Below are 21,362 nucleotides of genomic sequence, written 5' to 3'. Positions count from 1 at the left end.
TATACCTTCAAAAGGTTTTCCATAATTTCGGCGTATTCTCTGAATAACCGAAATCCATGGAAACAAACGCTGCGCGCGACATCAACAGGCTTTTGCGGGGCATCTCGACAGACCATGTCGAGACTGTGCGGAACGCGTGGCGCGCACTTTTGGCGGATTCGAAGGCGTCTGTTCCGGAAATTCAGCACAAGCTTGCCTCTTCGGCGTGGCAGGACAACCCTCGGGGTCCGTTGTCCAAGTATCTTGGCGTCCTGCTGGCACTGCTGAGCGAAGTGGATACCGACGCATTCCGACAGGAAGTTATCCGACTTGGGAAACTCAAACTGCACCCGGTGCATCGCAGAACACTGGACCTGATGGCAAAACGTCTGGGCGACACGCCGTCGACCTTATTGGCAGGGAACATACCGGTGTTTATTGCCGATGACGTCGCCGATCCGCTCCGCATCATTCGAAACCTTCAGCGCTGGAGCAAAACCAAAGGCCTGTCTCTTGAGGACGTCACCCGCATAGACGTAATCGCCGCGCGGCCCGAGCTTGACTACTTTGGCAAGTACAACCTGTTCTTCTCGGGCATAGTGCTGACGGCGCCTGCAACCCGCCCCAAGGGCCTGATCAAGTGGCTTGGAACTCTGAACGACGAGATCACCTTCTACCACGAAATCGGACACCACGTGCACAAACACAGCGAAGGTGGTCAGGTAGAAGAACAGGAACAAGAGGCGGACAACTACGCCCGCGCGATGATGCGCAATGCGCGGCCGATCTTAACCGGTATCGGTCGCTGTGTGGGTTGGTTTCTCAGGCCATTGCTAAAACGCCTGATCAAATGGTTAGAGGCCAAGGCCCGACAAGACCATATCAAAACCCCTTGATCCTTAGATCGACCCGCCTTCGACCATAAAATTTCCCGCACTGCACATGGCGGCATCATCCGAGGCCAGAAACACTACCATCCGCGCCACGTAGACCGGGTCAATCGGGTCGGGCAGGCATTGGCGGTTGACCTGTTTGGCCAGCGCCTCGGGCGTGACCCAGAGGTCCTTCTGACGCTCGGTCATGATCCAGCCGGGCACCACCGTGTTCACGCGGATGCGGTGATCGCCCAACTCACGCGCCATGGTGCGGGTCAGGCCATGCACAGCCGATTTTGCGGTGGCATAGGCCGGAAAGCCCGCGCCGGCCTCCCACCACGAGTTTGACCCGAGGTTGACGATGGCCCCACCGCCCCGCTCGATCATCGCAGGCGCGACGGACTGGATGGCAAAGAACATGTGGCGGATATTGGTCGCCATACGCTCGTCCCAATACTCGGGTGTCACCTCGCGCCAGTCGTGCCGGTCATCATGGGCCGCGTTGTTGACCAGAACATGCGGGGGGCCCAGTTCTTCCGATAGCTGGTACAGGGCCTCACGCAATGCCTCGATATCGCGCAGGTCGCATTGGGCAAAGGCGTGTTCACCATCCAGATCCGCCAACAGTGCGTGCCCGGCGTCGGCGTTGATATCCAGAAACCCGACCTTGGCCCCCTGCGCCGCAAAAGCGCGGACCGTTTCCGCACCGATACCCCCTGCCCCGCCGGTGACTATGACAGTCTTACCGTTGAGGCTGGGATAGGTGGCAAAGTCCTGGGTCATCCGTCACGCTCCATGATCCACGCGACCTCGGGGGCCGCAACAAAGCGCCATTTCCGCAGAGGCCCGGCCATGACGTTCAGATAATACATCTCAAATCCATAGGGCGCACCGCAAGGATGATGACCGCGCGGGACTGTCACAACATCGCCATCGGACACGGCCATCGTCTCGTCTAACTGGCCGTCATCGGTATAGACCCGCTGTATACCGAACCCGTTGGCCGGGTTGAGGCGATGATAATAGGTCTCCTCCAGATAGGTGATCCGGGGATAGTCGTCCTCGTCATGGCGGTGGCTGGGATAAGACGACCAGTGGCCGTTCGGGGTGAACACCTCGGTCACCAGCAGGCTATCTGCATAGTCCTCGGCCTCCATCGCGATGTTGTTGATGTAGCGCGTGTTCACGCCCTTGCCGCGCTCGGTGAGGGTGATGCCGTCGGGACCGATGCGCCGCGCCTGATGCCCGCCTTTGCCGGGGGCCGAGCACACCGCGATGACGCAATCGGTTTCGGCGACGGCTTCCCATTCAGTTCCGTTCGGCAGGTACAGGCAATGCGGCGGTGTCTTTTCGAACACATTCATCCGGTCGCCCAGAACACCCCAATCCTGCCCGGCCCCGCTGATCTGCGCCTTGCCTTCGACCATGACCAGAATGACTTCACGGTCACCAGTCGCCTCGGCGGCTTTGTCCCCCGCACGCAGGTGATAGAGGCCGAAACCGACATAGCGCCACCCTGCACTGGCTGGAGTGATGTCGTGGACCTTGCCGCGAGTTCCGAACGGTTTCCTGAGCAGGTCTGCCATTGTGTCGTCTCCTTGATGGGTGCATTTGGTGCACCCTTAATTGATTCAGGCAGCTTGCCTTGCCTGTAGCGCCGAGAGCGCCTCGGCCAGCTGCACCTCTGCCCAGCCGTCAGTGACCGCCCGGCGCAGGATGTCCGCCTGACTTTCCGGCGCATTGCCCGCGATCGGAGGGTCCGTATCCAGATTGGTCGGGAAGGGATAGCCTTCGGCGGTGGCCGCAATCGCCGCATCCAATTCTGACTGGGTCAGGTCGCCATGCTGTTTCAGCGCGATCAGTTGGGGGAACACCGCCTGCGACATGGCGCGACGATCCACCGCCTCCATCGCGCGCCCGAAGGCCGACGAGATTTGCAGCAGATTTGCCATACGGTCGATATCGGCGCTGCTGTTTTCACCAGCAGCATGGAATAGTGCGGGATTGAAGAATATGGCATCGCCTTTTGCCAGCGGCAGTTGGATGAAATTGTCCTCGAAATGGTCCCGATGCGCGGGATCGTGAAAGGCCAGATAGCCCGGCGGGTAGAGCTGCGAGAACGGCAGCAGCTTGGTCGGGCCGCTTTCCACCGGCATGTCGCAATGGGCAACTGCCCCCTGCAGGGTCAGCGCAGCGGTCAGGTGATGGGCATGAGCGGGATACCGGGCTGCGCTATCGGCGCTTTGGAAACCCAGATGGTAGTCCCTATGCGCCTGCTGCGCTTTACCCCCCGGACGCACCTGATTGACCTGCGCGGTCATCTGATAGTTCGGGCCCAGCCATGCCTCGCAGGCGGCCGCAATCGCGGTGTTCCCAAAATACAGCGCAAAGCCTTCCGGGTCGCGCAGGCATTGCTTTTGCAGCGCATTCCAAATCCGGTCATTCGCACCCGAGGCAGCGAAGTGATCGCCCTCGCCCGAATCGCTTTGACGTTCTTCGTCAATGATCTGACGGAACACTTCGGTGGCCCGGTCGATTATCGAACTCTCCGGATACGCCCCTCTCAGGACGATCACACCCGCCAATCGTCCAAGAACCAGCGCCCACTCGGACAACAGGTCAAGTCGTTTTTCCGGGTCCGCAAGAACCGGACCCAGCGCAGCCACATCATAGATCGGTACATGTTTTTCGATGCCCGCGGCGAAAGGCATGTGCTCGGTAGAAACAGTGGACTCGGTCAACCTCTTGAAAGTTTCGAGATTGACGGACTCGGGACCAAAGAACCCAAAGGATTGACGTACCCTGTCGCTCATGCTTCCACCTCTTCTGCGAACCCCGCCTTAGACGATTTCCAACCCCGCCTGCGCGCAAACATCCACGATGTGATCATATCCCATCTTTGAATACTCATAGGGTGGCGCCTTGGCCGGGTCCTGTTCGGCCTCGACCACGATCCAGCCCTCATAGCCCATCGCCTTGAGCGCATTGGCGACCGCCTGAAAATCGATGCAGCCATCGCTGGGCACGGTAAAGGCCCCGGCGATCACCGCATCCAGAAAGCTGCGATTGTTCTCGCGCGTGTCCTGCACGATGGACGGGCGGATATCCTTGAAATGCACGTGATGCACCCGGTCGCCCCAGCGGTTCAGGGTCGCCATGACATCGCCGCCACCAAACAGCAGGTGGCCGGTGTCGAAACACAGCTTCACCTCGGAGCCCGATCCTTCCATCAGCCAGTTCACGTCATCCTCGCTTTCGATGATCGTGCCCATGTGGTGGTGATAGGCCATCGACATACCCTGATCGGCCATCCATTTCGCCAGCTCGGTCAGCTTGGTCGCATAGGCCAGAACCTGATCCTTGGACAGTTTGGGGCGGTCATTGACCGGCGTTCCGATCTGACCCTGCACGGTGTTCGAGCACTCGGCATAGACGATGCAGGGGCTGTTCAACGCTGCGAACTGCTCGACCTGCGCGCGGACAGACTCACGCTCGGTCGCGAAGTCATTCACCAGCGTGTTGCCCGAACACCAGCCGCCGCAGAGCGCGATATCGTTGCCGTCCAGATAGGCGCGCAGACCTTCGGTGTCGCCAGGCATCCGCTGGCCGCGTTCAACGCCGATATAGCCAATCTGCCGCGCCTCTTTCAGCGCCTGCTCCATGGTATAGGCCGCCGTCAGATCCGGCAGATCGTCATTCTGCCATGCGATCGGAGAGATCCCGATTTTCACGCTCATTTGGTGTTTCTTTCCCTGAGTGCAACCTCATAGGCCGCGCGTTTTTCATTCACTTCGGGGCGGATGCTGACCTCGGGCACGGCCACTTCCCACCACGTGCCGCCGTATTCGGTGGACGGGTAGGGATCGGTGTCGATGACCACCACGTACGGCCCCTTGATGTCGCCGCGCTTAGCCAGAGCATCTTCAAGCTCGGCAATCGAGCTGACCTTGACCGATGTCGCGCCCATCGCCGCCGCATGGGCTGCGAAGTCGATGGCCGAGGGCGTTTCGTGAACTGCATGATCCAGCAGGTTGTTAAACTCGGCCCCGCCGGTTCCCATCTGCAGGCGATTGATACACCCAAAGCCCCGGTTGTCGGTGATCACCACGGTGAACGAAATCCCCATCATCGCCGCCGAGGCCATTTCCGAATTCGCCATCATGTAGGTGCCATCGCCGGTAAAGCAGATCACATCACGATCCGGCTGAGCCATCTTGATGCCCATGGCGCCCGCGATCTCATATCCCATGCAACTAAAGCCGTATTCCATGTGATAGGCATCAGGGCGCGGCGCTTTCCACAGTTTGTGCAGTTCACCGGGCATGGTGCCTGCCGCGCACATCACCACCGTATCGTCATGCGAGGCGCGCTGCACCGCGCCGATCACCTGCATATCGGTGGGCAGCGCATTGCCATCGCCCGGTGCATCGGTCAGCGTGTCGACCTTGCCGAACCAATCGGCCTTCAACGTATCGGCCACAGGGTCCGCACGATATCCCTGCAGGGCAGTCCCCAACTCCTCGAGCCCGACGCGGGCATCGGCTTGCAGCGGCATGGCACCGTGTTTCTCGGCATCATAGGCAGCGGTATTCAGGCTGATCATCTCACGCTCGGGGTTCGAAAACAGCCCCCATGAGCCGGTGGTGAAATCCTGAAAGCGCGTACCGACGCCCAGCACCAGATCGGCCTCGGCACAGACGTCGTTGGCCGGTTCACCGCCAGTGACGCCGATGGGACCAAGGTTCAACGGATGATCCCAGGCCAGCGCGGACTTGCCGGCCTGTGTCTCGGTAATCGGGATGTTGTGCGTTTCGACAAAGCTCTGCAGCGCATCGGTTGCGCCCGAATAGTGCACCCCACCCCCGGCGACGATGACCGGGCGCTTGGCCGCCTGGATCGCGGCCACCGCGCGGGCCAGCTCGCCCTCATCCGCGCGGATACGGCGCTGATACCAGACGCGCGGCTCAAAGAAGCTTTCTGGATAGTCATAGGCCTCGGCCTGCACGTCCTGACAGAAGGCCAGCGTCACCGGTCCGCAATCTGCCGGGTCGGTCATCGTGCGGAAGGCGCGCGGCAAAGCAGTCAGCAGGTGTTCGGGCCGGGAAATGCGGTCAAAGTAACGGCTGACCGGCTTGAAGCAATCGTTGGCGCTGATCGTGCCGTCACCAAAGCTTTCGATCTGCTGCAACACCGGGTCGGGACCGCGGGTCGCAAACACATCACCCGGCAGGAACAGAACCGGCAGGCGGTTCACATGCGCCAGCGCCGCCGCCGTGACCATGTTCGTGGCCCCCGGCCCGATCGAAGACGTTACAGCCATCGCCCGCGTGCGGCGCATCTGCTTGGCATAGGCAATCGCGCAATGCGCCATCGTTTGTTCGTTATGGCCACGATAGGTCGGCAGGCTGTCTTTGACAGCGTGCAATGCCTCACCCAGCCCTGCTACGTTGCCATGGCCAAAAATGGCCCAGACACCTGCGATGAACGGCTCTCCGGCCTCGTTCATCTGCGCGCCCAGATAGCGCACCAAAGCTTGCGCTGCGGTCAGTCGGACTGTCTTGCCCATTGTGATCCCTTTCAACACAAGGCCGTTTTGGCCAATTCCGCAATTTCGTTAGGTTGGGCCACCCGGACCCGAAAAAGGGGGAACGGTGTTAAACCGTTCCACCCAGCGAGCCCTCCAGCTCGGCCATTTCCTGACCGCCGGCCATGAGGTCCTGCAACTGTTCAGGCGTGATCTCGCCGCGTTTCGCAGTCCCCAATGTCTTGCCCCGGTTCAGTACTGTAAACCGGTCACCCACCGCCAGTGCATGGCGCACGTTGTGGCTGATGAAGACAACGCCCACGCCCTGACTGCGTACTCGGTCAATGGTCGCCAGAACATTCGACGTCTGGCGCACACCCAGAGCCGAGGTCGGTTCGTCCAGGATCAGGATTTTGGCACCAAAATAAACCGCGCGCGCAATCGCGACGGTCTGCCGCTCGCCACCGGAAAGCGTGCCGACGGCCTGATCCGGCCCGCGCAGGTTGATGCCCATCTTGCGCATCTCTTCCATGCAGACGTCGTTGGCGGTGTCCACGTCAAAGCGTTTCAGCAACCCCTTCCCCTTGGTCGGCTCGCGCCCCATGAAAAAGTTGCGCGTCACGCTCATCAGCGGGATCATCGCAAGGTCCTGGAAAACGGTCGCAATGCCCGCCTCCATCGCATCACGTGGGGTGTCGAAATGCAGTGGTTTGCCTTCGAAATAGATCTCGCCCTTTGTGGGTTTGTGCACCCCGGACATGGTCTTGATGAAGGTTGACTTGCCCGCACCGTTATCGCCCAGCAAGCAATGACACTCACCCGGTTTGACGTCAAAGCTGACACCGGCCAGAGCGATGATGTTGCCAAAGTGCTTTTCGATGTCTTTCATTTCAACGATAGGCGCCGCATCGGTCGCATCGCCGTGGTGGAACTTGGTATCTTCGGTCATATCAGCGCTCCCCGGTTACGCGTTTGCGGATCGCGTTGTTGAACAGAACGGCGATCAGCAGCATGGCGCCCAGAAAGACCTGGAACCAGTCCTGATCAAAGTCGGTATAGGTCAGGCCGATGACAACCATGCCAAAGATGATCGAGCCGAAGAACGCCCCGATGGCCGAGCCATAGCCGCCGGTCAGCAGACAGCCCCCGATCACGGCCGCGATGATCGCCTCGAATTCCTTCTGGAAGCCGCGGCGCGCATCGGTCGAACCCGCGTCCATCACGGTGATGATCGCCACCAAAGCGGCGCAGCAGGCCGTCAGCATGAACAGCGAAACCTTCACGCGGTTCACCGGCACACCCGAGTTGGACGCCGCAGTCTTGTCGCCACCCGACGCGAAAATCCAGTTCCCCGCCGGGGTGCGCAGCAGCACATAGGTCGCGGCCAGCGCCATCACGATGAACCACAGGATTTCAACCGGGATTCCCGGCACTTTTGGCGCACCGCTTTTGAATGTGTCAACAATGCCATTGGCGGCCATCCAGCTAAACAGGCTGCCAAATGCCTCGCCCGAGAAGAACGGCGCCAACCAATCATTTTCGGTCGCGTCACGCACACCGCGCAGCTGGGTCGACCCTCCGGTGGCCATTTTCAACCCGACCAGAGACAACCCCCGCAGGATGAACAGAAACGCCAGCGTCACGATAAAGGACGGCAGGCCCGAGCGGATCACGATATTGCCGTTGATCGCGCCGACCATGGCCGCAAAAACAAACGTCATCGGGATCGCGGCAATCAGCGGCAGCTGCCAGGTGACCACGCAGACACCGAAGAACAAGCCGGAAAAGGCCACCATCGAACCGATCGATAGGTCGAATTCCCCGCCAATCATCAGCAATGCCGCGCCGATGGCCAGGATACCCAACTGGGCCGCAGGCGTCATGAAGTTCATCACCCCAGCCAGGGTGAACATCGAGCTGTCGGCGGTGATCGCGAAGAAGATGAACACCAGAATGACACCGGCCATGGCGCCAAGTTCCGGGCGTTTCATTAACTTGGTCAGAAACGGTTCGTTCTTGACCCTTTCGTCGGCTGCGACGGGCGCTGACTGGCTCATGTTTTCCTCCCAATTCGATGGAAACGGCGCGATGGCGCCGCTTCTATTGTCAGAGTCCGGTAGGCTTAGCGGATGCCCTGCGACGACAGTTCGATCACTTGACCAGCCTTTTCGGCGGTCACCAGGTTCGGACCCGAGGGTACATCGCCGCCCGGCATCAGACCGTATTTGGCGTGCAGACCCATGAAGTTCACCGCCAAATAGCCCTGCAGGTATTGCTGCTGATCGATGGCAAAGGCAGCATCGCCATCAACAACCGACTGCAGGAAGTTGGCCGACAGGTCGAAAGAGGCAACGTTCACGTCCCGCCCCGAGGCCTTGGAAGCCGCAACGGCAGGCTCACCCGCCGAGCTGGCACCCAGCGCCATGACGGTGTCGACGCTTTCATCTGCGGCCAGCGCAGCGGCCACTTTCGATTCGATCTCGGATGGATCGTTCGAGGTCGGCAGAACGGTGACATTGCCGCCAAAGCCCTCGGCAAAGCCCTCGCAGCGCAGGTCCAGCGACACGTTGCCCACTTCGTGGTTCACACAGATCGCGTTGCTGCCGCCCATCGACGCCAGCGCTTCGCCTGCGGCCTTGCCAGCATCATACTCATCCTGACCGACATGCAGCAGGGCACCCAGGTCTTTTGCAACTTCGGCGCCCGAGTTGATCGAGATCACCGGGATACCGGCCGCAACCGCGCGTTCGATCGACGGGCCAAGCGCGTCCGCGTCGGGGATCGAAACGATCAACCCGTCAGGCTCCTGGTTGACGGCGGCGTCGATCAGCTGCGACATGGCCACCATGTCGAAAGTTTCGGGCGCGCGGTATTCCACGTTGACGCCGACATCCTTGCCCGCCTGTTCGACGCCGTTCTTGACGACGTTCCAGAACGCGTCATTCGCCTGACCGTGCGACACAACCACGATTTCCTGTGCAAATGCAGGTGCGGCCAAGGCCAGAGCACCGGCAGCCAGCGCGCCTTTAACGAACTTGTTCATTTGGTTTCCTCCCATAAAAACAGTCTGTCTTATGCCGGGGCGTCAGCCCCAATCATTCGGATTGACCGAATCTCTTCCGCTCCGGGCTTTGGCGGAGCTGCCTCCAGTTTCCGGATATCAGCTCATTTTGCAACCGGTTTCAAAACGTCAGCCATTGCGACCGGTTGCCCGGTCTGCGCCGAACGGGTCGCGGCCTCGGCCATTGCCAGCGCGGCAACGCCATCCTCCAGCGTCACCGGCATCGATGATCCGGTCAGCACGGCCTGAACAAACGCATCCCATTCCGCGCGATAGGCGGGCATGTAGCGTTCCAGGAAAAAATAAGTCGGCTTGGCGCCGGTGACACCATCGGCGGTCGATTTGACAACGGCGTTTTCCAGAACGTTATGGGCTTGCAGCAACCCGCCAGAGCCCAGCATCTCGATCCGCTGGTCGTAGCCGTATACGGCCCGCCGCGAATTCTTGATCACCACGATTTTGCCATCGGTATAAGTCATTGTGACCACAGCGGTATCCACATCCCCTGCACGCCCGATCTCGGGGTCGACGATCGAGGAGCCAACGGCGGTAATCCGTTCGGGCAACTGGCCCATCAGGTAATTCGCCATGTCGAAATCATGGATCATCATGTCCCGGAACAGACCGCCGGAAACCTTGACATAACTGATCGGCGGCGGGGCCGGGTCGAAAGAGGTGATCGACAGCATCTCGGTCGTACCGATCTCACCATTGTCGGCGGCCGACTTCAGGGTCGAGAAACTGGGGTCAAACCGGCGGTTGAAACCGACCATGACCGGCTGGCCGGTTTCCGCTGCAACCGCCTGACACGCCAGCGCGCGCTCAAGGCTGAGGTCAACGGGTTTTTCGCACAGAACCGCCTTGCCGGCCTGCGTGGCGGCCTCGATCAGGTCAGAATGGGTATCCGTCGGCGTCGCGATCAGCACCGCATCGATAGACAGGTCGGCGATGATGTCGTGGGACTCGCGGACCGTTGCCCCCTGCTCCGCAGCAAGGCTTTCAGCCGCATCGGAAATCGCGTCGGAAACCGCGCAAAGCTGACTTTGAGGATGCGCGGCAATGGCCTGTGCATGTACCCGGCCAATGCGCCCGGCGCCAAGCAATCCGATTCTCAGCATACGGTTCTCCCGAATCTCCAATTTGGCGATACAATGTTTCTTTTTGCAACCGGTTGCAATATTTTTTTGGACGCGACGATGCCACAGCGCAAAATTGCGCGGTGTCGTGGCGGGCTGTGAAAAAGGTAACTGGCGATCCCGGAAGGACTCGAACCCTCAACCTGCTGATTAGAAGTCAGCTGCTCTATCCAGTTGAGCTACGGGACCGCTGCGCCCTTCTTGCGGTTTTTACGGGCGGGGTTCAAGACCCAAGCGCATGAATGCGCTGTTTGGGTCGACCGCGTATCCGTAGATTGGCCCACAATAGGAATATCCCAGCGCCTCATAGAGTTTGCGGGCCGCGTCATATTCCGGCAGATGCGCCGCGCCGGTTTCCAGAACCAAGGCTGAAATCTCCTCGGATCGGGCCAGATCCGCCAGATGGATCATCATCTTGCGCGCCAGACCACGCCCGCGCGCCTGCTCCAGAATATGCACCGATTTCACCTCGGCCGTGCCATCCGGCAGCGCCTTGAGCGCACCACACCCGACAGGCTGACCCGCGTCATACATGGCCCAGAATCGAATCCCCGGCCCGGCCAGCGCCTTGGCATCCATTGTGTGGTTGCTTTCCGCGGGGCCAGCGGTTTCGCTATGGGCAAAATGCGCCTCGACCACCGGGCGCAGCGCGTCCGAGGTCGGATCAGCCTCGCGGATGTCGATCAAATTCAGTGGGTCCAGGGCGCGCGCCGGTCGGTGGCGAAGTTTTCGCCATAGCCACGGGCGCGCAAATTGGGTTTACGCTTGTGCGGCTCGCTGACCTGCGCGTCGATCCCGTTGTCCTTGGCGTAATCCAGCGCCTCTTCCTTGGTGTCGAACTTCAGCCGCACCTGGGTCTGCGTGTCGTTCGACGAGGTCCAGCCCATCAGCGGATCAACCTCGCGCGACGAGGCAGGGGCATATTCCAGAATCCACTTGCGGGTCTTGGCCATCCCCGAGGTCATCGCATTCCTTGCAGGCTGGTAAATCCGTGCGCGCATGTCGCCTCTCCGTACTCACTTGGCTGGGCATGTTTATGCGCCAGACGCGCGGCATGGACAAGTCCGCAATTGTCGCAATTCAAGGGTTTGGAAATGCCCCCTTGAACAAGAACAAAAACAGATCAAAATCAGGCGCGAAAGGAATCTCCCCTGATGGCTTACGCTCATTCCGACAAGACACAGCTGACCGCCGACGACGTCCGCGCCCGCCTGAAACTGGAAGGCGGCAAGCAATTCGTGATGCATACCGACTTCAACCCGGCAGGCGACCAGCCAACCGCGATCAAGGAACTGGCCGGAGGCGTGTCAGACGGCGAGCGCGATCAGGTTCTGCTGGGTGCGACCGGGACGGGCAAGACGTTCACCATGGCCAAGGTGATCGAGGAAACCCAGCGCCCCGCCATCATTCTGGCCCCCAACAAGACATTGGCGGCGCAGCTATACGGAGAATTCAAAGGCTTCTTTCCCGAAAACTCGGTCGAGTATTTCGTGTCCTACTACGACTATTACCAGCCCGAGGCCTATGTGCCGCGCAGCGACACCTATATCGAGAAAGAATCCCAGATCAACGAACAGATTGACCGGATGCGCCATTCAGCCACCCGCGCGCTGTTGGAGCGGGACGATGTGATTATCGTGGCCTCGGTTTCGTGCATCTACGGCATCGGCTCGGTCGAGACCTATGGCGCGATGACGCAGGACCTCAAGGTTGGCAGCGAATACGACCAGCGGCAGGTGATGGCCGATCTGGTCGCCCAGCAATACCGCCGCAACGATCAGGCGTTTCAGCGCGGGTCCTTCCGGGTGCGGGGTGACAGCCTCGAAATCTGGCCCGCCCACCTTGAGGACCGCGCGTGGAAGCTGTCCTTCTTCGGCGAAGAGCTAGAACAGATCACCGAATTCGACCCGTTGACCGGTGAGAAAACCGATACGATGGAGCAGATTCGGGTCTATGCGAACTCGCACTATGTGACGCCGAAGCCAACGATGCAGCAGGCGATCATCGGAATTAAGAAAGAACTGCGCATCCGGCTGGACCAACTGGTCGGTGAGGGCAAACTGCTGGAGGCGCAGCGCCTTGAACAGCGCACCAATTTCGATCTGGAAATGCTTGAGGCCACCGGCGTCTGCAACGGGATCGAGAACTATTCGCGCTACCTCACAGGCCGCGCGCCGGGCGAACCGCCTCCGACCTTGTTCGAGTTTATCCCCGACAACGCGATCGTCTTCGCCGACGAATCCCACGTCTCTGTCCCGCAGATCGGCGGCATGTACCGGGGCGACTACCGCCGCAAATTCACACTGGCCGAACACGGGTTCCGCCTGCCGTCCTGCATGGACAACCGCCCCCTCAAGTTCGAGGAGTGGGACGCCATGCGCCCGCAATCCGTCTTTGTCTCGGCCACGCCTGCGAAGTGGGAGATCGAACAGACCGGCGGCGTTTTCACCGAACAGGTGATCCGCCCCACGGGCCTCTTGGACCCCGAGGTCGAAATCCGCCCTGTCTCGATGCAGGTGGACGACCTGCTGGACGAGGTGCGCAAGGTCGCCGCCAACGGTTTCCGCACGCTGGTCACGACACTAACCAAACGCATGGCCGAGGACCTGACCGAATACCTGCACGAACAGGGCATCAAGGTCCGCTACATGCACTCGGATATCGACACGCTGGAACGGATCGAAATCCTGCGCGATCTGCGACTAGGCGCGTTCGACGTGCTGGTCGGCATCAACCTTCTGCGCGAAGGGCTCGACATCCCCGAATGCGGGCTGGTCGCTATTCTGGACGCGGACAAGGAAGGTTTCCTGCGCTCGGAAACCTCGCTGATCCAGACCATCGGCCGCGCCGCGCGGAACGCGGATGGCCGCGTGATCATGTATGCCGACAAGATCACCGGCAGCATGGAACGCGCGCTGGAGGAAACCAACCGCCGCCGCGCCAAGCAGCTCGCCTATAACGAGGAACACGGCATCACCCCCGAGACGGTGAAGAAGAATGTCGAGGACGTTCTGGCCGGTCTTTACGAAGGCGATGTCGACATGAACCGCGTCACCGCCACCATCGACAAACCGATGCACGGCGCCAACCTCGAGGCCCATCTGGACGGGTTGCGCGAGCAGATGCGCAAGGCCGCCGAAAACCTGGAATTCGAAGAGGCCGCCAATATCCGGGATGAAATCAAACGTCTGGAAGCGGTCGATCTGGCGGTGGCCGACGACCCCATGGCGCGGCAATGGGCGGTCGAGAAAGCCTCGGAAGACGCGGTGAAATCGCGCGGGCGGTCAACGGCCGGCAGGCCGGGGCAGCGCGGCGGGAATGTGAAGCGGCGAAAGAAAGGTCACTGAATTAACCAAAGAGATCATCGAGTATGGCTTTCGTCGAAACGCTGGTGGCGCTGGACCAGTCTGGCAAATACGATGGCTTTCGAACTTTATACTCGGTTCCCGTGCCGTTGTTGGACCAGACACCATCGAAAAACAGTGCCTGCTCCTTCTTGCGCCGAGGGATTATTTCCTCTGGTTTCTTCCAGTTCATGATCGCTTTTTTTGCACCGGAGACATCTCCGGCTTTCCATTTCTTGACCCAGGTCGCCTTTTTTATGCCGCCTGTATTGTAGTGAAAAGACAAAGCCGCCCCCAGCTGCGCTTCGGTCAGTGAGTGCCCGGCGAATGCTTGCTGCACGGCAGGTAAGTAATTGTTTCGAACCACCCACTCAAACACCTCAAAACACCTTTTGAGTGATTGCGGGTTATCAACGTATCGCGGCCAAACTTTGTGACCCGAAGAGGAGGTAATACCAATACTCCAGGTCCAGACCCCGACAGAGTCCCGGTAGGCTTCTCTGACTATACCTTCGTGTGAAATGAGTTCTGCGGCGACATTTGGGGTAATCAAATTGGTCATAACAATCTCCCAAAGAAGAGGAGGCATTATAATATCATAGAATGAGCGTTTAAAAAAAATGAGGGCGCATATTCGGGTATTGCATCAAAGTTTGAGCTTTTCGGAAGCGCGCGCACCGGATGAATGCTTGCACTCGTCTGCACCGATTTAGTGACAGAAGATGCCATCATTCCTGCTCGGTTGCGGTCGATGATGCCTGGCCACCCGCACTTCAACCTTGCAGCCCGGCGCGTCCTCCTTCACCTTTGAAATCACAAATTGTGATTCCAAACGGTTGCCATGACGAACCCCAAGAAACTGCCCAGCGCACATGAGGTCCAAAGCGCCATTCACCGGGTGCGGGGCGCCCGCGTGGTGCTGGCCGAGGATCTGGCGCAGTTCTATGGAAAATCCGTCAGCGCGTTCAATCAGGCCGTGTCACGCAACAAGGACCTGTTCGAAGGCTACCGCTTTCAGCTAACCGATGCCGAGGTCGCCGATTTGCAATCACAGAATGTGATCTCAAAACCCAAAGGCCGCGGCGGGCGGCGGGTCAATCCTTGGGTCTATACCGATTACGGCGTGGCCATCGCCTCGGCCCTGTTCAAGGACCCGCGCGCGATCAGGATCACCCGAATGATCACCGAGGCCTTTGTCGATGGCGCAAACGCGCTGGCCGAGACCCCGCGCAGCGTGCCGGAAATCCTGCCACCCGAGGACGCCCCCACCCCGCTGCTGCCCAATGGTGAGCAGTTGCGTGATCTGGCCGAGAACATTCTGGACTCGGGCCAGCAGAGCCTTGTCGACTACATCGCCAACCCCACCACCAAACGGCAACAGGCGGTGGCGGTGATCATGAAGACCCTGGCGGAAACCGCAGGCGAAGAGGTCCGCACTCAGCACGAACGCCTGCGCCTGAACATCGCCCAGCGTCTGGCGAGCGGAGATTATGCCGATGATGACGACCGCAAAGGCCTGCTGGAGCTGCTGCAGGCGATGAAGGGTTAAACACCCAACTCGGCCCGCATCTTCTTTGTCAGCTTGGCCAAAACCAGATCATAAGACGTCATGATATGTTCGCGTAGTGAGGCGTCGGACATGCCGCGTTCTTCATAGACCTGCAGCCATTTCATCCCGCGCGACGCCAGATAGGGCGCTGGGCGGATGCCGGGTTCATCGCCCAGCACCTCAAACGCCAGATCGGTGGCCTTGAAGGTGAAGGCGTCCTTGCCATCGTTCCAGCCGCAGATCGCAAAGACCTTGCCGCCCACTTTCCACACATCCGCATTGCCCCATTGCACCACATGACTGGTGGCTTTGAGGCTGGCGCAGAAGGTGTTGAATTCGTCGCGGGTCATCGCCCGAACCTCGGCGATCACCCGGAAATATGCAAGCGTTTAAAGGGCTTTATCCCAGTGAACGACCACGTCAAACCCGGCAGGGGATGGCGGGCCTTCGAGGAATTCCGCGAAATTCCCCCACAACTCGGCCACTTTGGGCGCGTTCGCGTTCGATGTCTCCTCACTTTCGACAACCGCAACAACGTAACCGGTGCCGTCCTCGTTCATGGCATTGGTAAAGCTGTGCATCCCGTTCATGCCCATAATCTGATCTTTAAGCTCATTCATTTTCGCCTCGGCGGCATCCCGCATGCCGGGCTTCATTTTGAACTGAGTAATACGTGCAAACATTTCTTTCCTCCCTTTCAGGGCGAAATCCCCCAAAGACGGCCCTAAGCGGCACGTCCGGCGCAGTGTAACACAGCATCGGTGAATCGCGCAGAACCCGCGCAAGGGCCAATCAGGGCCGCACGAACTTGGCGGTTCCGACCGTCCGGGATGGGCGCATGCCGGTCTGCTGCGGGACCGCGCCGGAAACCGGGGTGGGCGCGATGGTTTCGCAGGCAACGCCATCGCCATCGGGATCGTTACGCGGGTGGTATCCCGGCCCTCCAGCCAAGAACGGCCCCGGCACGACCGTTTCAACCGCGTCACACCCCGCCAGGGCAATCAAATGGATCAGGGCCTGTTCGCGCTCAAAGTCGGATGTGCGCAGGTAAACAGCCACGACAATACTCAGGATCGTCAATGGCAGCATGAGAACCATGATCAATATCCGAACCGGAGACAGGGCGCGTTTGCGCAAGGCGTCCGCGCGTTTCTGGCGCCTCGATACCTTAGGCGTTTTCAGTTCCGTTTCGGGCTTGAGCATGTTGTCTGGCATATCCTTCCCCTAACCCGGATTTGTGGCGAAACCGAGGCCCAGGCACAACCGGCATCAAGGCCTCGCGCCGGGCCGGTGAAGCAGCTATGTTTGGCCCGTTGCAGACACTCTGGGACATATAAGCCATGGCTGAAGCCAACCCTTTTCGCCCGGTCGATGACACGGCCCGCGGTTTGGCCCGCGACCTGATCGAGGGTGCAACCTTTGGCGCCCTCGCCACTTTGCAGCCAGGTAAGGCGGTGCCTTCGGTGTCGCGTATCTCACTGGCAACGGATGAGGCTGGCGGTCTGGTGACCCTGATCTCGACCTTGGCGGATCATACGCGGGCTTTGCACGCCAATCCGGCCTGCGCGCTGTTGATCGGAGAGCCGGGCGAGACCGGTGATCCGCTGACCCACCCGCGTTTGACCCTGCACGCCGAGGCCCGGTTCGTCGCGCGTGACAGCGCAGAGCACGGCCACCTGCGCGCGCGGTACTTGGCCTTGCGCCCAAAAGCGAAGCTTTATGTCGATTTCACCGATTTCGGCTTTGTCCGGTTCGAGACTTCAGATGCTTTGCTGAACGGTGGCTTTGGCAAGGCGTGGCGCCTTGCCCCGGCCGATCTTACACCCGGTCAGCGCACCACGTGAACCGCGCAGGCGGCGTGGCGAACCACATGGTTCGCAGTTGAGCCCAGCAGAAGATCCTGCATCCCCGGCCGATGCGATGCCATGATGATCAGGTCCGGTTTATGGGATTCCGCCCAGTCCAGAATGGTGCGCCCGGAATGCCCTTCGATCACCACGCCCACCGCGTTGGGCAGTTTCGCTGCCAACTCGTCCAGTTCGGTCTGGATCGCCCTGCGGGCTTCGGTCAGGTATTCGGGCGGCATGTACGAAATTGCATAGTTCGGGATGTGCTCGACCACATGCAGCAAGGTCACCTGGGCGTCCGGTGCCGACAAAATCCCGGCCAATTTCAACGGGCCGGAAATATCCCGTTCGGCATCGAAAGAAATGGGAACAAGAATGTTGCGATACATGGCGCGCACCTCCGCTTTCCTACACCCACCTTGAGCGAATTTGGGTGTTAAGGCTTTGATCCAAATCAGGAGCTGCCAAAAGTTTCGGCCACGTCATACATCACCGGCTCAAAGCTCTTGCACAGCTCGTTGATCTTGCGGTTGCGGTCGCGCATTTCCGGAGTGCGCAGCATGGCCAGAAAATCCTCGCGGCGTTCCCATTGTGAATAATTGGCAATCCGGGTCTGGGCATCGTTCACATGCAGCCCTGCCGACACGAAACCCGGCTGTTTCGAGATGAACTCGGCATAGGCGTCGGTCAGCGCCTCCAACAGATCGTGGCAGGTGCCCGGCGTCATTTCAAAGGTGGTGATAACTGTCTGGACGCTCGCGCTCTTGGAAATCTTCGGCATCTGGATTCTCCTTATCGTTTCACAAGCTTAACACAGGAATTGCAAAGGTCTCTTGTTTCCTTTGCGGGTGAGACCTCTTTGTCGGTTTTCAAAAAATGAACAAATTACTAACCATCCGTTAACCATGCTGACGGATTCTGCGCGCATGTGCCGGATCGTCCTTCTTTTGTCTCTGTTGCTTGCTGCGGTACCGGCGTGGTCGGGGGCATGGCTGCGGGAAAAGGGCTCGGCCTTCACCGCGGCCTCAGTAACCGCGTTCAAGGACCCCGGCGGTTCTTATGACTATAAAACCGGGCTTTATGCGGAATTCGGATACCGACCGAACCTGACAATCGGGCTGGATTTCGAGGAGAACCGAGACCTTTACGGCCACGCACTAATGTTTGCGCGGCTTCCGGTTGCCGATTTCGACAAATGGGGACGTTTTGCGGCCGAGATCGGGGCGGGCGCCCATCATCGGCACCGGGACGCCTGGGCCATGTATAAGCTGACCCTCTCTTATGGCAATGGGTTCCAGACCGGCTGGGGGAATGGCTGGGTGGCTATCGATACCGCTTTGGAATTGCGCACGCATGATGCCCTATACCGCAAACTGGATATCACCGCAGGCCTGTCCGGGGACCGCTTGCTGAACCCGCTGATACAGATTGAGACAGCCTATACCCCGGATCATTCATTGTATTGGAGAGCCCGCCCCTCGGTCATGATCCGGACTAGGAACAGTTCGGCCACGTGGGTGCTGGGCCTTGAACGCGATGACGCGCGCAGCGATACGGGGTTGAAATTGGCGATTTGGAATGAGTTTTGAAGGCCGCGAACTGGCCGCCCCGCAACGGGACGGCCAGCCGAAATATCAGCGCTCCATTCGCACGGTCGCGGAAACCTCACCGCTCAGAGCCTCGGGCCAACGCAGGTTGATCGCGTCATTCGATACGCCCTGCTCCAGCTCGACATAAGGGTTGGCAAAGGTCAGCGATCCGAAAGTTGTTCTCAAAGGTCCCAAAACCGTGACCGCATCACAGCTGCGGGCAAGACCGCCAAACGGCAGCCGACCCGAAGTCTGGACGGTCCAGGCTTGCGATGCGGAACCTTGTGCATACCTGACCCGCAGAGGGTTCGACACTTTCTGGTCCACCCCGTGAACGGTATTGTTCTCGAACGTCACACCCCGGTGCGCGTATTTGTTCAGATCGGCATAGGTGGTGTCCACCCGTTCCACCCGGGTGATATTGCCACTTGATGAACGGAACTTGTTCCCGGTCACGATGACACCATTCAGGAAATGCCCCGCACCATAGGGCCGAATGACAAGATAGGTGAACCAGGACGCAACTTCGCTGGAGTAGAAGATATTGTCGGTGATGGCCATCGAACTGAACGAATACCCGGCGGCGTAAACGGGATTTGCATCCCGTTCGTTGGTCCACTGGATCGAGCAGTTGTCAACATAGTTCCCTGAGATGGTCGAGCTGTTATAGGTGCCGATCATGACCAGACCGGCGCTGCGGACACCTTGCGGAATGCTGTCGCCCTGGAAGAAGTGATTGCCCAGGATCATGTTGTTGGTGCCGCCCAAAACGGCAAAGTGCCGGAACCGCACCGCCCGGTTGTGGCGCAGTTTGACGTCATTGGCGGTAGAGTTCAGAGCGATCGATTTTCGATCCTGCACATTGAAGGATTCTTCGGTGGACAGGAACTGGCAATTGTCGATCAGCATCCCTTGACACCCCGTTCCGATCGAGGTGATACCTCGATCCTTGGGACGGCTGATGAAACTGTTCGCCACCGCGAAAGTGCTGCCCGAGGGGGCCAGACGGATCGCGCTGCTGCGGCCATTGCACTGGAACTCGACCTCTTCCATGCCGAATTTGCGCAGCGTGCTGAAGCCGCTGAAATCCAGCAGGTACTTGAAAGATTGAAAGGTGAAGGTCTGCGTGCCGGCCGCATCAAACAACGGTGCGTTCAGCGTGATCTCACCCGCACCCTCGTTCTTGGAACGGACTTAGATTTCACGCCCGACCCCGCTGCCCTGTACCAGTGCGCCAACCGGAATATTGGCTACGTTGGCCACGTTGATCAGGCGGGTGGGATCGTTCGGGTTGTAGGTCGCGACCGAGGTGAAGGTTTCGGTATCCCAGGCAGAGCTGTTCTGGACGTCGAACTGGCCATTGCGGATTACACAGCGCGTCGAGAAACCGCTTTGCCGGTTCGGCACCGCGGCGGCCATGTCGATGGGTTCACTGACCGAAATCTTACGCCCCCCCAGATCAAGCGATTCATGATCCGAGTTGTTCAGCAATGCCTGAAACGCCTTTTTGAAAGCCAGCGTTTCATTGCCAAAGGCGTTGATATAGGTCGGCAGGTCGAAATTTTTGGTCAGTAGCAGCATCTTGTCGTCGGGCATCGTGACCGTGCCCTCAAAGTCGATCTCGGATGCCATCGACGTGTTCTGTGCCAACAGATAGGTGCCTTCGGGCACGAACACCGTGCGCCCATTCGCAGCCTGATCTGCCGCCTCGAAGGCCACCGAGTCGTCCGCGACGCCGTCGCCGATAGCTCCGAAATCGCGTACGTCGACAAGGCTGATCAGGTTGCGCAGGAACACCCCGGTGATATCCGTGATCTCGATATCGTCGACCCGGATGACGGCCCCGTTTGCACCATCGATATCCAGCCCGAAATGCCCGTAAAGCGCCTGAACACCCCAGGGCATATCCACGCCGGGGCGCTGGCCGGTGCCGACAATGGCGGTGATCTCATGCACCGTGCCATAGCCCGACAGCTGCGTCGCCGGGCCCTGTTCAGCCACGCCGGTGACCTGCACGTCCCCGGCACCACCAGCCCAACCGGCGATGCGCACTTCGGGCAGCGGGCCGCTGATCGCTTTGACCCGCGCCTTGATCTGCAGGTAGCACCCCGGCAATAGCGGCGTTTGGCCCATATAGCGCAGACGTTGGGTGGCGCTGACCTTCAGGATTTCAAGGCAGCCGCCGAAATCCGCATCGGCCGGGACAAACGCACCGGTGCCCGACCCGTCATAGGTGGGCGAGCCAGGTGTGCCGTCGCCGCTGGACCACACATTCAGACCGTTTGCGAATGCAGGCGGCATGAACACGATGCCGTCGGTGATTGCCTTATTCATAGAAATCCCTTTCCCAATCGCGCTGGCGGCGACCCGCCACGCGCATAAACCCAGTGCCCGGGATCGCGCGCCCCGAACGCAAAAGCCTGAGTACCGAAAAGGAATTAACTACCGCTCATGTCAC

General features: G+C 59.7%; 22 protein-coding genes, 1 tRNA gene and 1 pseudogene. 5 read left to right on the top strand and 19 right to left on the bottom strand.

Going from position 1 to position 21,362, the window contains the following annotated elements:
- Positions 1-56 precede the first annotated feature (56 nt).
- Positions 57-875 carry a M48 family metalloprotease gene (locus tag ACR0DO_RS17150; protein WP_480560599.1) on the top strand — a complete coding sequence of 273 codons (819 nt, stop codon included), beginning with the start codon at positions 57-59 and terminating at the stop codon, positions 873-875.
- Positions 876-878: 3 nt separating this feature from the next.
- Here the strand turns inward: ACR0DO_RS17150 and ACR0DO_RS17145 are convergent, their stop codons facing one another.
- The 12 genes from ACR0DO_RS17145 to ACR0DO_RS17090 all read right to left on the bottom strand — a co-directional run bounded on the left by ACR0DO_RS17145 (position 879) and on the right by ACR0DO_RS17090 (position 11,576).
- Positions 879-1,637 carry an SDR family NAD(P)-dependent oxidoreductase gene (locus ACR0DO_RS17145; RefSeq protein WP_480560597.1) on the bottom strand — a complete coding sequence of 253 codons (759 nt, stop codon included), beginning with the start codon at positions 1,635-1,637 and terminating at the stop codon, positions 879-881.
- The gene (gene iolB, locus ACR0DO_RS17140) at positions 1,634-2,440 is read right to left on the bottom strand and encodes a 5-deoxy-glucuronate isomerase (protein ID WP_480560595.1); all 807 of its coding nucleotides are present in this window, start codon (positions 2,438-2,440) and stop codon (positions 1,634-1,636) included. Before iolB ends, ACR0DO_RS17145 begins: the two co-directional genes overlap by 4 nt.
- A 45-nt stretch (positions 2,441-2,485) precedes the next feature.
- Positions 2,486-3,667, bottom strand: a complete 1,182-nt coding sequence (locus ACR0DO_RS17135) for a phytanoyl-CoA dioxygenase family protein (protein WP_480560593.1) — start codon at positions 3,665-3,667, stop codon at positions 2,486-2,488.
- Positions 3,668-3,694: 27 nt separating this feature from the next.
- Complete coding sequence (gene iolE, locus ACR0DO_RS17130; RefSeq protein ID WP_480560591.1) at positions 3,695-4,591, bottom strand: myo-inosose-2 dehydratase; 897 nt, start codon at positions 4,589-4,591, stop codon at positions 3,695-3,697.
- Positions 4,588-6,420 carry a 3D-(3,5/4)-trihydroxycyclohexane-1,2-dione acylhydrolase (decyclizing) gene (gene iolD, locus ACR0DO_RS17125; RefSeq protein WP_480560589.1) on the bottom strand — a complete coding sequence of 611 codons (1,833 nt, stop codon included), beginning with the start codon at positions 6,418-6,420 and terminating at the stop codon, positions 4,588-4,590. The genes iolE and iolD overlap by 4 nt, the downstream gene beginning before the upstream one ends.
- 88 nt (positions 6,421-6,508) lie before the next feature.
- Entirely contained in the window at positions 6,509-7,327 is an 819-nt protein-coding gene (locus ACR0DO_RS17120; RefSeq protein ID WP_170673408.1) for an ATP-binding cassette domain-containing protein, read from the bottom strand.
- Between the two features lies 1 nt (position 7,328).
- Complete coding sequence (locus ACR0DO_RS17115) at positions 7,329-8,435, bottom strand: ABC transporter permease (RefSeq protein ID WP_480560587.1); 1,107 nt, start codon at positions 8,433-8,435, stop codon at positions 7,329-7,331.
- Positions 8,436-8,500: 65 nt separating this feature from the next.
- Entirely contained in the window at positions 8,501-9,421 is a 921-nt protein-coding gene (locus ACR0DO_RS17110) for a sugar ABC transporter substrate-binding protein (RefSeq protein WP_480560585.1), read from the bottom strand.
- Positions 9,422-9,543: 122 nt separating this feature from the next.
- Complete coding sequence (iolG, locus tag ACR0DO_RS17105) at positions 9,544-10,557, bottom strand: inositol 2-dehydrogenase (protein ID WP_480560583.1); 1,014 nt, start codon at positions 10,555-10,557, stop codon at positions 9,544-9,546.
- A 130-nt stretch (positions 10,558-10,687) separates the two neighbouring features.
- A tRNA-Arg gene (locus tag ACR0DO_RS17100) sits at positions 10,688-10,764 on the bottom strand.
- 21 nt (positions 10,765-10,785) lie between these two features.
- Positions 10,786-11,262: a GNAT family N-acetyltransferase gene (locus ACR0DO_RS17095; RefSeq protein WP_480560581.1), complete on the bottom strand. Its 477-nt coding sequence runs from the start codon at positions 11,260-11,262 to the stop codon at positions 10,786-10,788.
- Positions 11,263-11,264: 2 nt separating this feature from the next.
- Positions 11,265-11,576, bottom strand: a complete 312-nt coding sequence (locus ACR0DO_RS17090; protein ID WP_480560579.1) for an ETC complex I subunit — start codon at positions 11,574-11,576, stop codon at positions 11,265-11,267.
- A gap of 153 nt (positions 11,577-11,729) precedes the next feature.
- Between ACR0DO_RS17090 and uvrB the strand changes: the two genes are divergently transcribed.
- Positions 11,730-13,922: an excinuclease ABC subunit UvrB gene (gene uvrB, locus ACR0DO_RS17085; protein ID WP_480560577.1), complete on the top strand. Its 2,193-nt coding sequence runs from the start codon at positions 11,730-11,732 to the stop codon at positions 13,920-13,922.
- 1 nt (position 13,923) lies between these two features.
- Here the strand turns inward: uvrB and ACR0DO_RS17080 are convergent, their stop codons facing one another.
- On the bottom strand, positions 13,924-14,481 hold the full coding sequence (locus ACR0DO_RS17080) for a lysozyme (RefSeq protein WP_480560575.1): 558 nt from the start codon (positions 14,479-14,481) through the stop codon (positions 13,924-13,926).
- A gap of 279 nt (positions 14,482-14,760) precedes the next feature.
- Between ACR0DO_RS17080 and ACR0DO_RS17075 the strand changes: the two genes are divergently transcribed.
- The gene (locus tag ACR0DO_RS17075; RefSeq protein ID WP_480560573.1) at positions 14,761-15,468 is read left to right on the top strand and encodes an ORF6N domain-containing protein; all 708 of its coding nucleotides are present in this window, start codon (positions 14,761-14,763) and stop codon (positions 15,466-15,468) included.
- Here the strand turns inward: ACR0DO_RS17075 and ACR0DO_RS17070 are convergent.
- From ACR0DO_RS17070 to ACR0DO_RS17060, 3 genes are all read right to left on the bottom strand, one after another.
- Positions 15,465-15,818: an MmcQ/YjbR family DNA-binding protein gene (locus tag ACR0DO_RS17070; RefSeq protein ID WP_480560571.1), complete on the bottom strand. Its 354-nt coding sequence runs from the start codon at positions 15,816-15,818 to the stop codon at positions 15,465-15,467. The genes ACR0DO_RS17075 and ACR0DO_RS17070 overlap by 4 nt on opposite strands.
- A 39-nt stretch (positions 15,819-15,857) precedes the next feature.
- Positions 15,858-16,151 (bottom strand): hypothetical protein, encoded by a 294-nt coding sequence (locus ACR0DO_RS17065; RefSeq protein WP_170445934.1) that lies wholly within the window; start codon positions 16,149-16,151, stop codon positions 15,858-15,860.
- Between the two features lie 109 nt (positions 16,152-16,260).
- Positions 16,261-16,683 (bottom strand): excalibur calcium-binding domain-containing protein, encoded by a 423-nt coding sequence (locus ACR0DO_RS17060; RefSeq protein ID WP_480560569.1) that lies wholly within the window; start codon positions 16,681-16,683, stop codon positions 16,261-16,263.
- A gap of 125 nt (positions 16,684-16,808) precedes the next feature.
- Here ACR0DO_RS17060 and ACR0DO_RS17055 point away from each other — a divergent pair, with 125 nt between their 5' ends.
- Positions 16,809-17,312 carry a HugZ family pyridoxamine 5'-phosphate oxidase gene (locus tag ACR0DO_RS17055; protein ID WP_480560567.1) on the top strand — a complete coding sequence of 168 codons (504 nt, stop codon included), beginning with the start codon at positions 16,809-16,811 and terminating at the stop codon, positions 17,310-17,312.
- Here ACR0DO_RS17055 and ACR0DO_RS17050 read toward each other — a convergent pair.
- Together ACR0DO_RS17050 and ACR0DO_RS17045 are read right to left on the bottom strand one after the other, a co-directional pair.
- A complete protein-coding gene (locus ACR0DO_RS17050) occupies positions 17,297-17,704 on the bottom strand; it encodes a universal stress protein (RefSeq protein ID WP_170445940.1) in 408 nt (135 codons plus the stop codon). The two genes, ACR0DO_RS17055 and ACR0DO_RS17050, sit on opposite strands and share 16 nt — an antisense overlap.
- Positions 17,705-17,769: 65 nt before the next feature.
- Positions 17,770-18,096 (bottom strand): antibiotic biosynthesis monooxygenase family protein, encoded by a 327-nt coding sequence (locus ACR0DO_RS17045; RefSeq protein ID WP_170327094.1) that lies wholly within the window; start codon positions 18,094-18,096, stop codon positions 17,770-17,772.
- 124 nt (positions 18,097-18,220) lie between these two features.
- On the opposite strand from ACR0DO_RS17045, the gene ACR0DO_RS17040 reads away from it, so the two are divergent.
- A complete protein-coding gene (locus ACR0DO_RS17040) occupies positions 18,221-18,904 on the top strand; it encodes a hypothetical protein (protein ID WP_480560565.1) in 684 nt (227 codons plus the stop codon).
- 45 nt (positions 18,905-18,949) lie between these two features.
- Here the strand turns inward: ACR0DO_RS17040 and ACR0DO_RS17035 are convergent.
- A pseudogene (locus tag ACR0DO_RS17035) lies at positions 18,950-21,238 on the bottom strand (glycosyl hydrolase family 28-related protein).
- Between the last annotated feature and the right edge of the window lie 124 nt (positions 21,239-21,362).

Source organism: Ruegeria sp. AM9, assembly GCF_056540565.1.
Note: the sequence above shows the minus strand (reverse complement) of the source record. Positions and strands in the feature narration are given on the sequence as shown.

Coding starts and splice junctions, on each gene's coding strand:
- ACR0DO_RS17150 (WP_480560599.1), top strand. CDS start 57: ATGGAAACAAACGCTGCGCGCGACATCAACAGGCTTTTGCGGGGCATC.
- ACR0DO_RS17145 (WP_480560597.1), bottom strand. CDS start 1,637: ATGACCCAGGACTTTGCCACCTATCCCAGCCTCAACGGTAAGACTGTC.
- iolB (WP_480560595.1), bottom strand. CDS start 2,440: ATGGCAGACCTGCTCAGGAAACCGTTCGGAACTCGCGGCAAGGTCCAC.
- ACR0DO_RS17135 (WP_480560593.1), bottom strand. CDS start 3,667: ATGAGCGACAGGGTACGTCAATCCTTTGGGTTCTTTGGTCCCGAGTCC.
- iolE (WP_480560591.1), bottom strand. CDS start 4,591: ATGAGCGTGAAAATCGGGATCTCTCCGATCGCATGGCAGAATGACGAT.
- iolD (WP_480560589.1), bottom strand. CDS start 6,420: ATGGGCAAGACAGTCCGACTGACCGCAGCGCAAGCTTTGGTGCGCTAT.
- ACR0DO_RS17120 (WP_170673408.1), bottom strand. CDS start 7,327: ATGACCGAAGATACCAAGTTCCACCACGGCGATGCGACCGATGCGGCG.
- ACR0DO_RS17115 (WP_480560587.1), bottom strand. CDS start 8,435: ATGAGCCAGTCAGCGCCCGTCGCAGCCGACGAAAGGGTCAAGAACGAA.
- ACR0DO_RS17110 (WP_480560585.1), bottom strand. CDS start 9,421: ATGAACAAGTTCGTTAAAGGCGCGCTGGCTGCCGGTGCTCTGGCCTTG.
- iolG (WP_480560583.1), bottom strand. CDS start 10,557: ATGCTGAGAATCGGATTGCTTGGCGCCGGGCGCATTGGCCGGGTACAT.
- ACR0DO_RS17090 (WP_480560579.1), bottom strand. CDS start 11,576: ATGCGCGCACGGATTTACCAGCCTGCAAGGAATGCGATGACCTCGGGG.
- uvrB (WP_480560577.1), top strand. CDS start 11,730: ATGGCTTACGCTCATTCCGACAAGACACAGCTGACCGCCGACGACGTC.
- ACR0DO_RS17080 (WP_480560575.1), bottom strand. CDS start 14,481: ATGACCAATTTGATTACCCCAAATGTCGCCGCAGAACTCATTTCACAC.
- ACR0DO_RS17075 (WP_480560573.1), top strand. CDS start 14,761: ATGACGAACCCCAAGAAACTGCCCAGCGCACATGAGGTCCAAAGCGCC.
- ACR0DO_RS17070 (WP_480560571.1), bottom strand. CDS start 15,818: ATGACCCGCGACGAATTCAACACCTTCTGCGCCAGCCTCAAAGCCACC.
- ACR0DO_RS17065 (WP_170445934.1), bottom strand. CDS start 16,151: ATGTTTGCACGTATTACTCAGTTCAAAATGAAGCCCGGCATGCGGGAT.
- ACR0DO_RS17060 (WP_480560569.1), bottom strand. CDS start 16,683: ATGCCAGACAACATGCTCAAGCCCGAAACGGAACTGAAAACGCCTAAG.
- ACR0DO_RS17055 (WP_480560567.1), top strand. CDS start 16,809: ATGGCTGAAGCCAACCCTTTTCGCCCGGTCGATGACACGGCCCGCGGT.
- ACR0DO_RS17050 (WP_170445940.1), bottom strand. CDS start 17,704: ATGTATCGCAACATTCTTGTTCCCATTTCTTTCGATGCCGAACGGGAT.
- ACR0DO_RS17045 (WP_170327094.1), bottom strand. CDS start 18,096: ATGCCGAAGATTTCCAAGAGCGCGAGCGTCCAGACAGTTATCACCACC.
- ACR0DO_RS17040 (WP_480560565.1), top strand. CDS start 18,221: ATGCTGACGGATTCTGCGCGCATGTGCCGGATCGTCCTTCTTTTGTCT.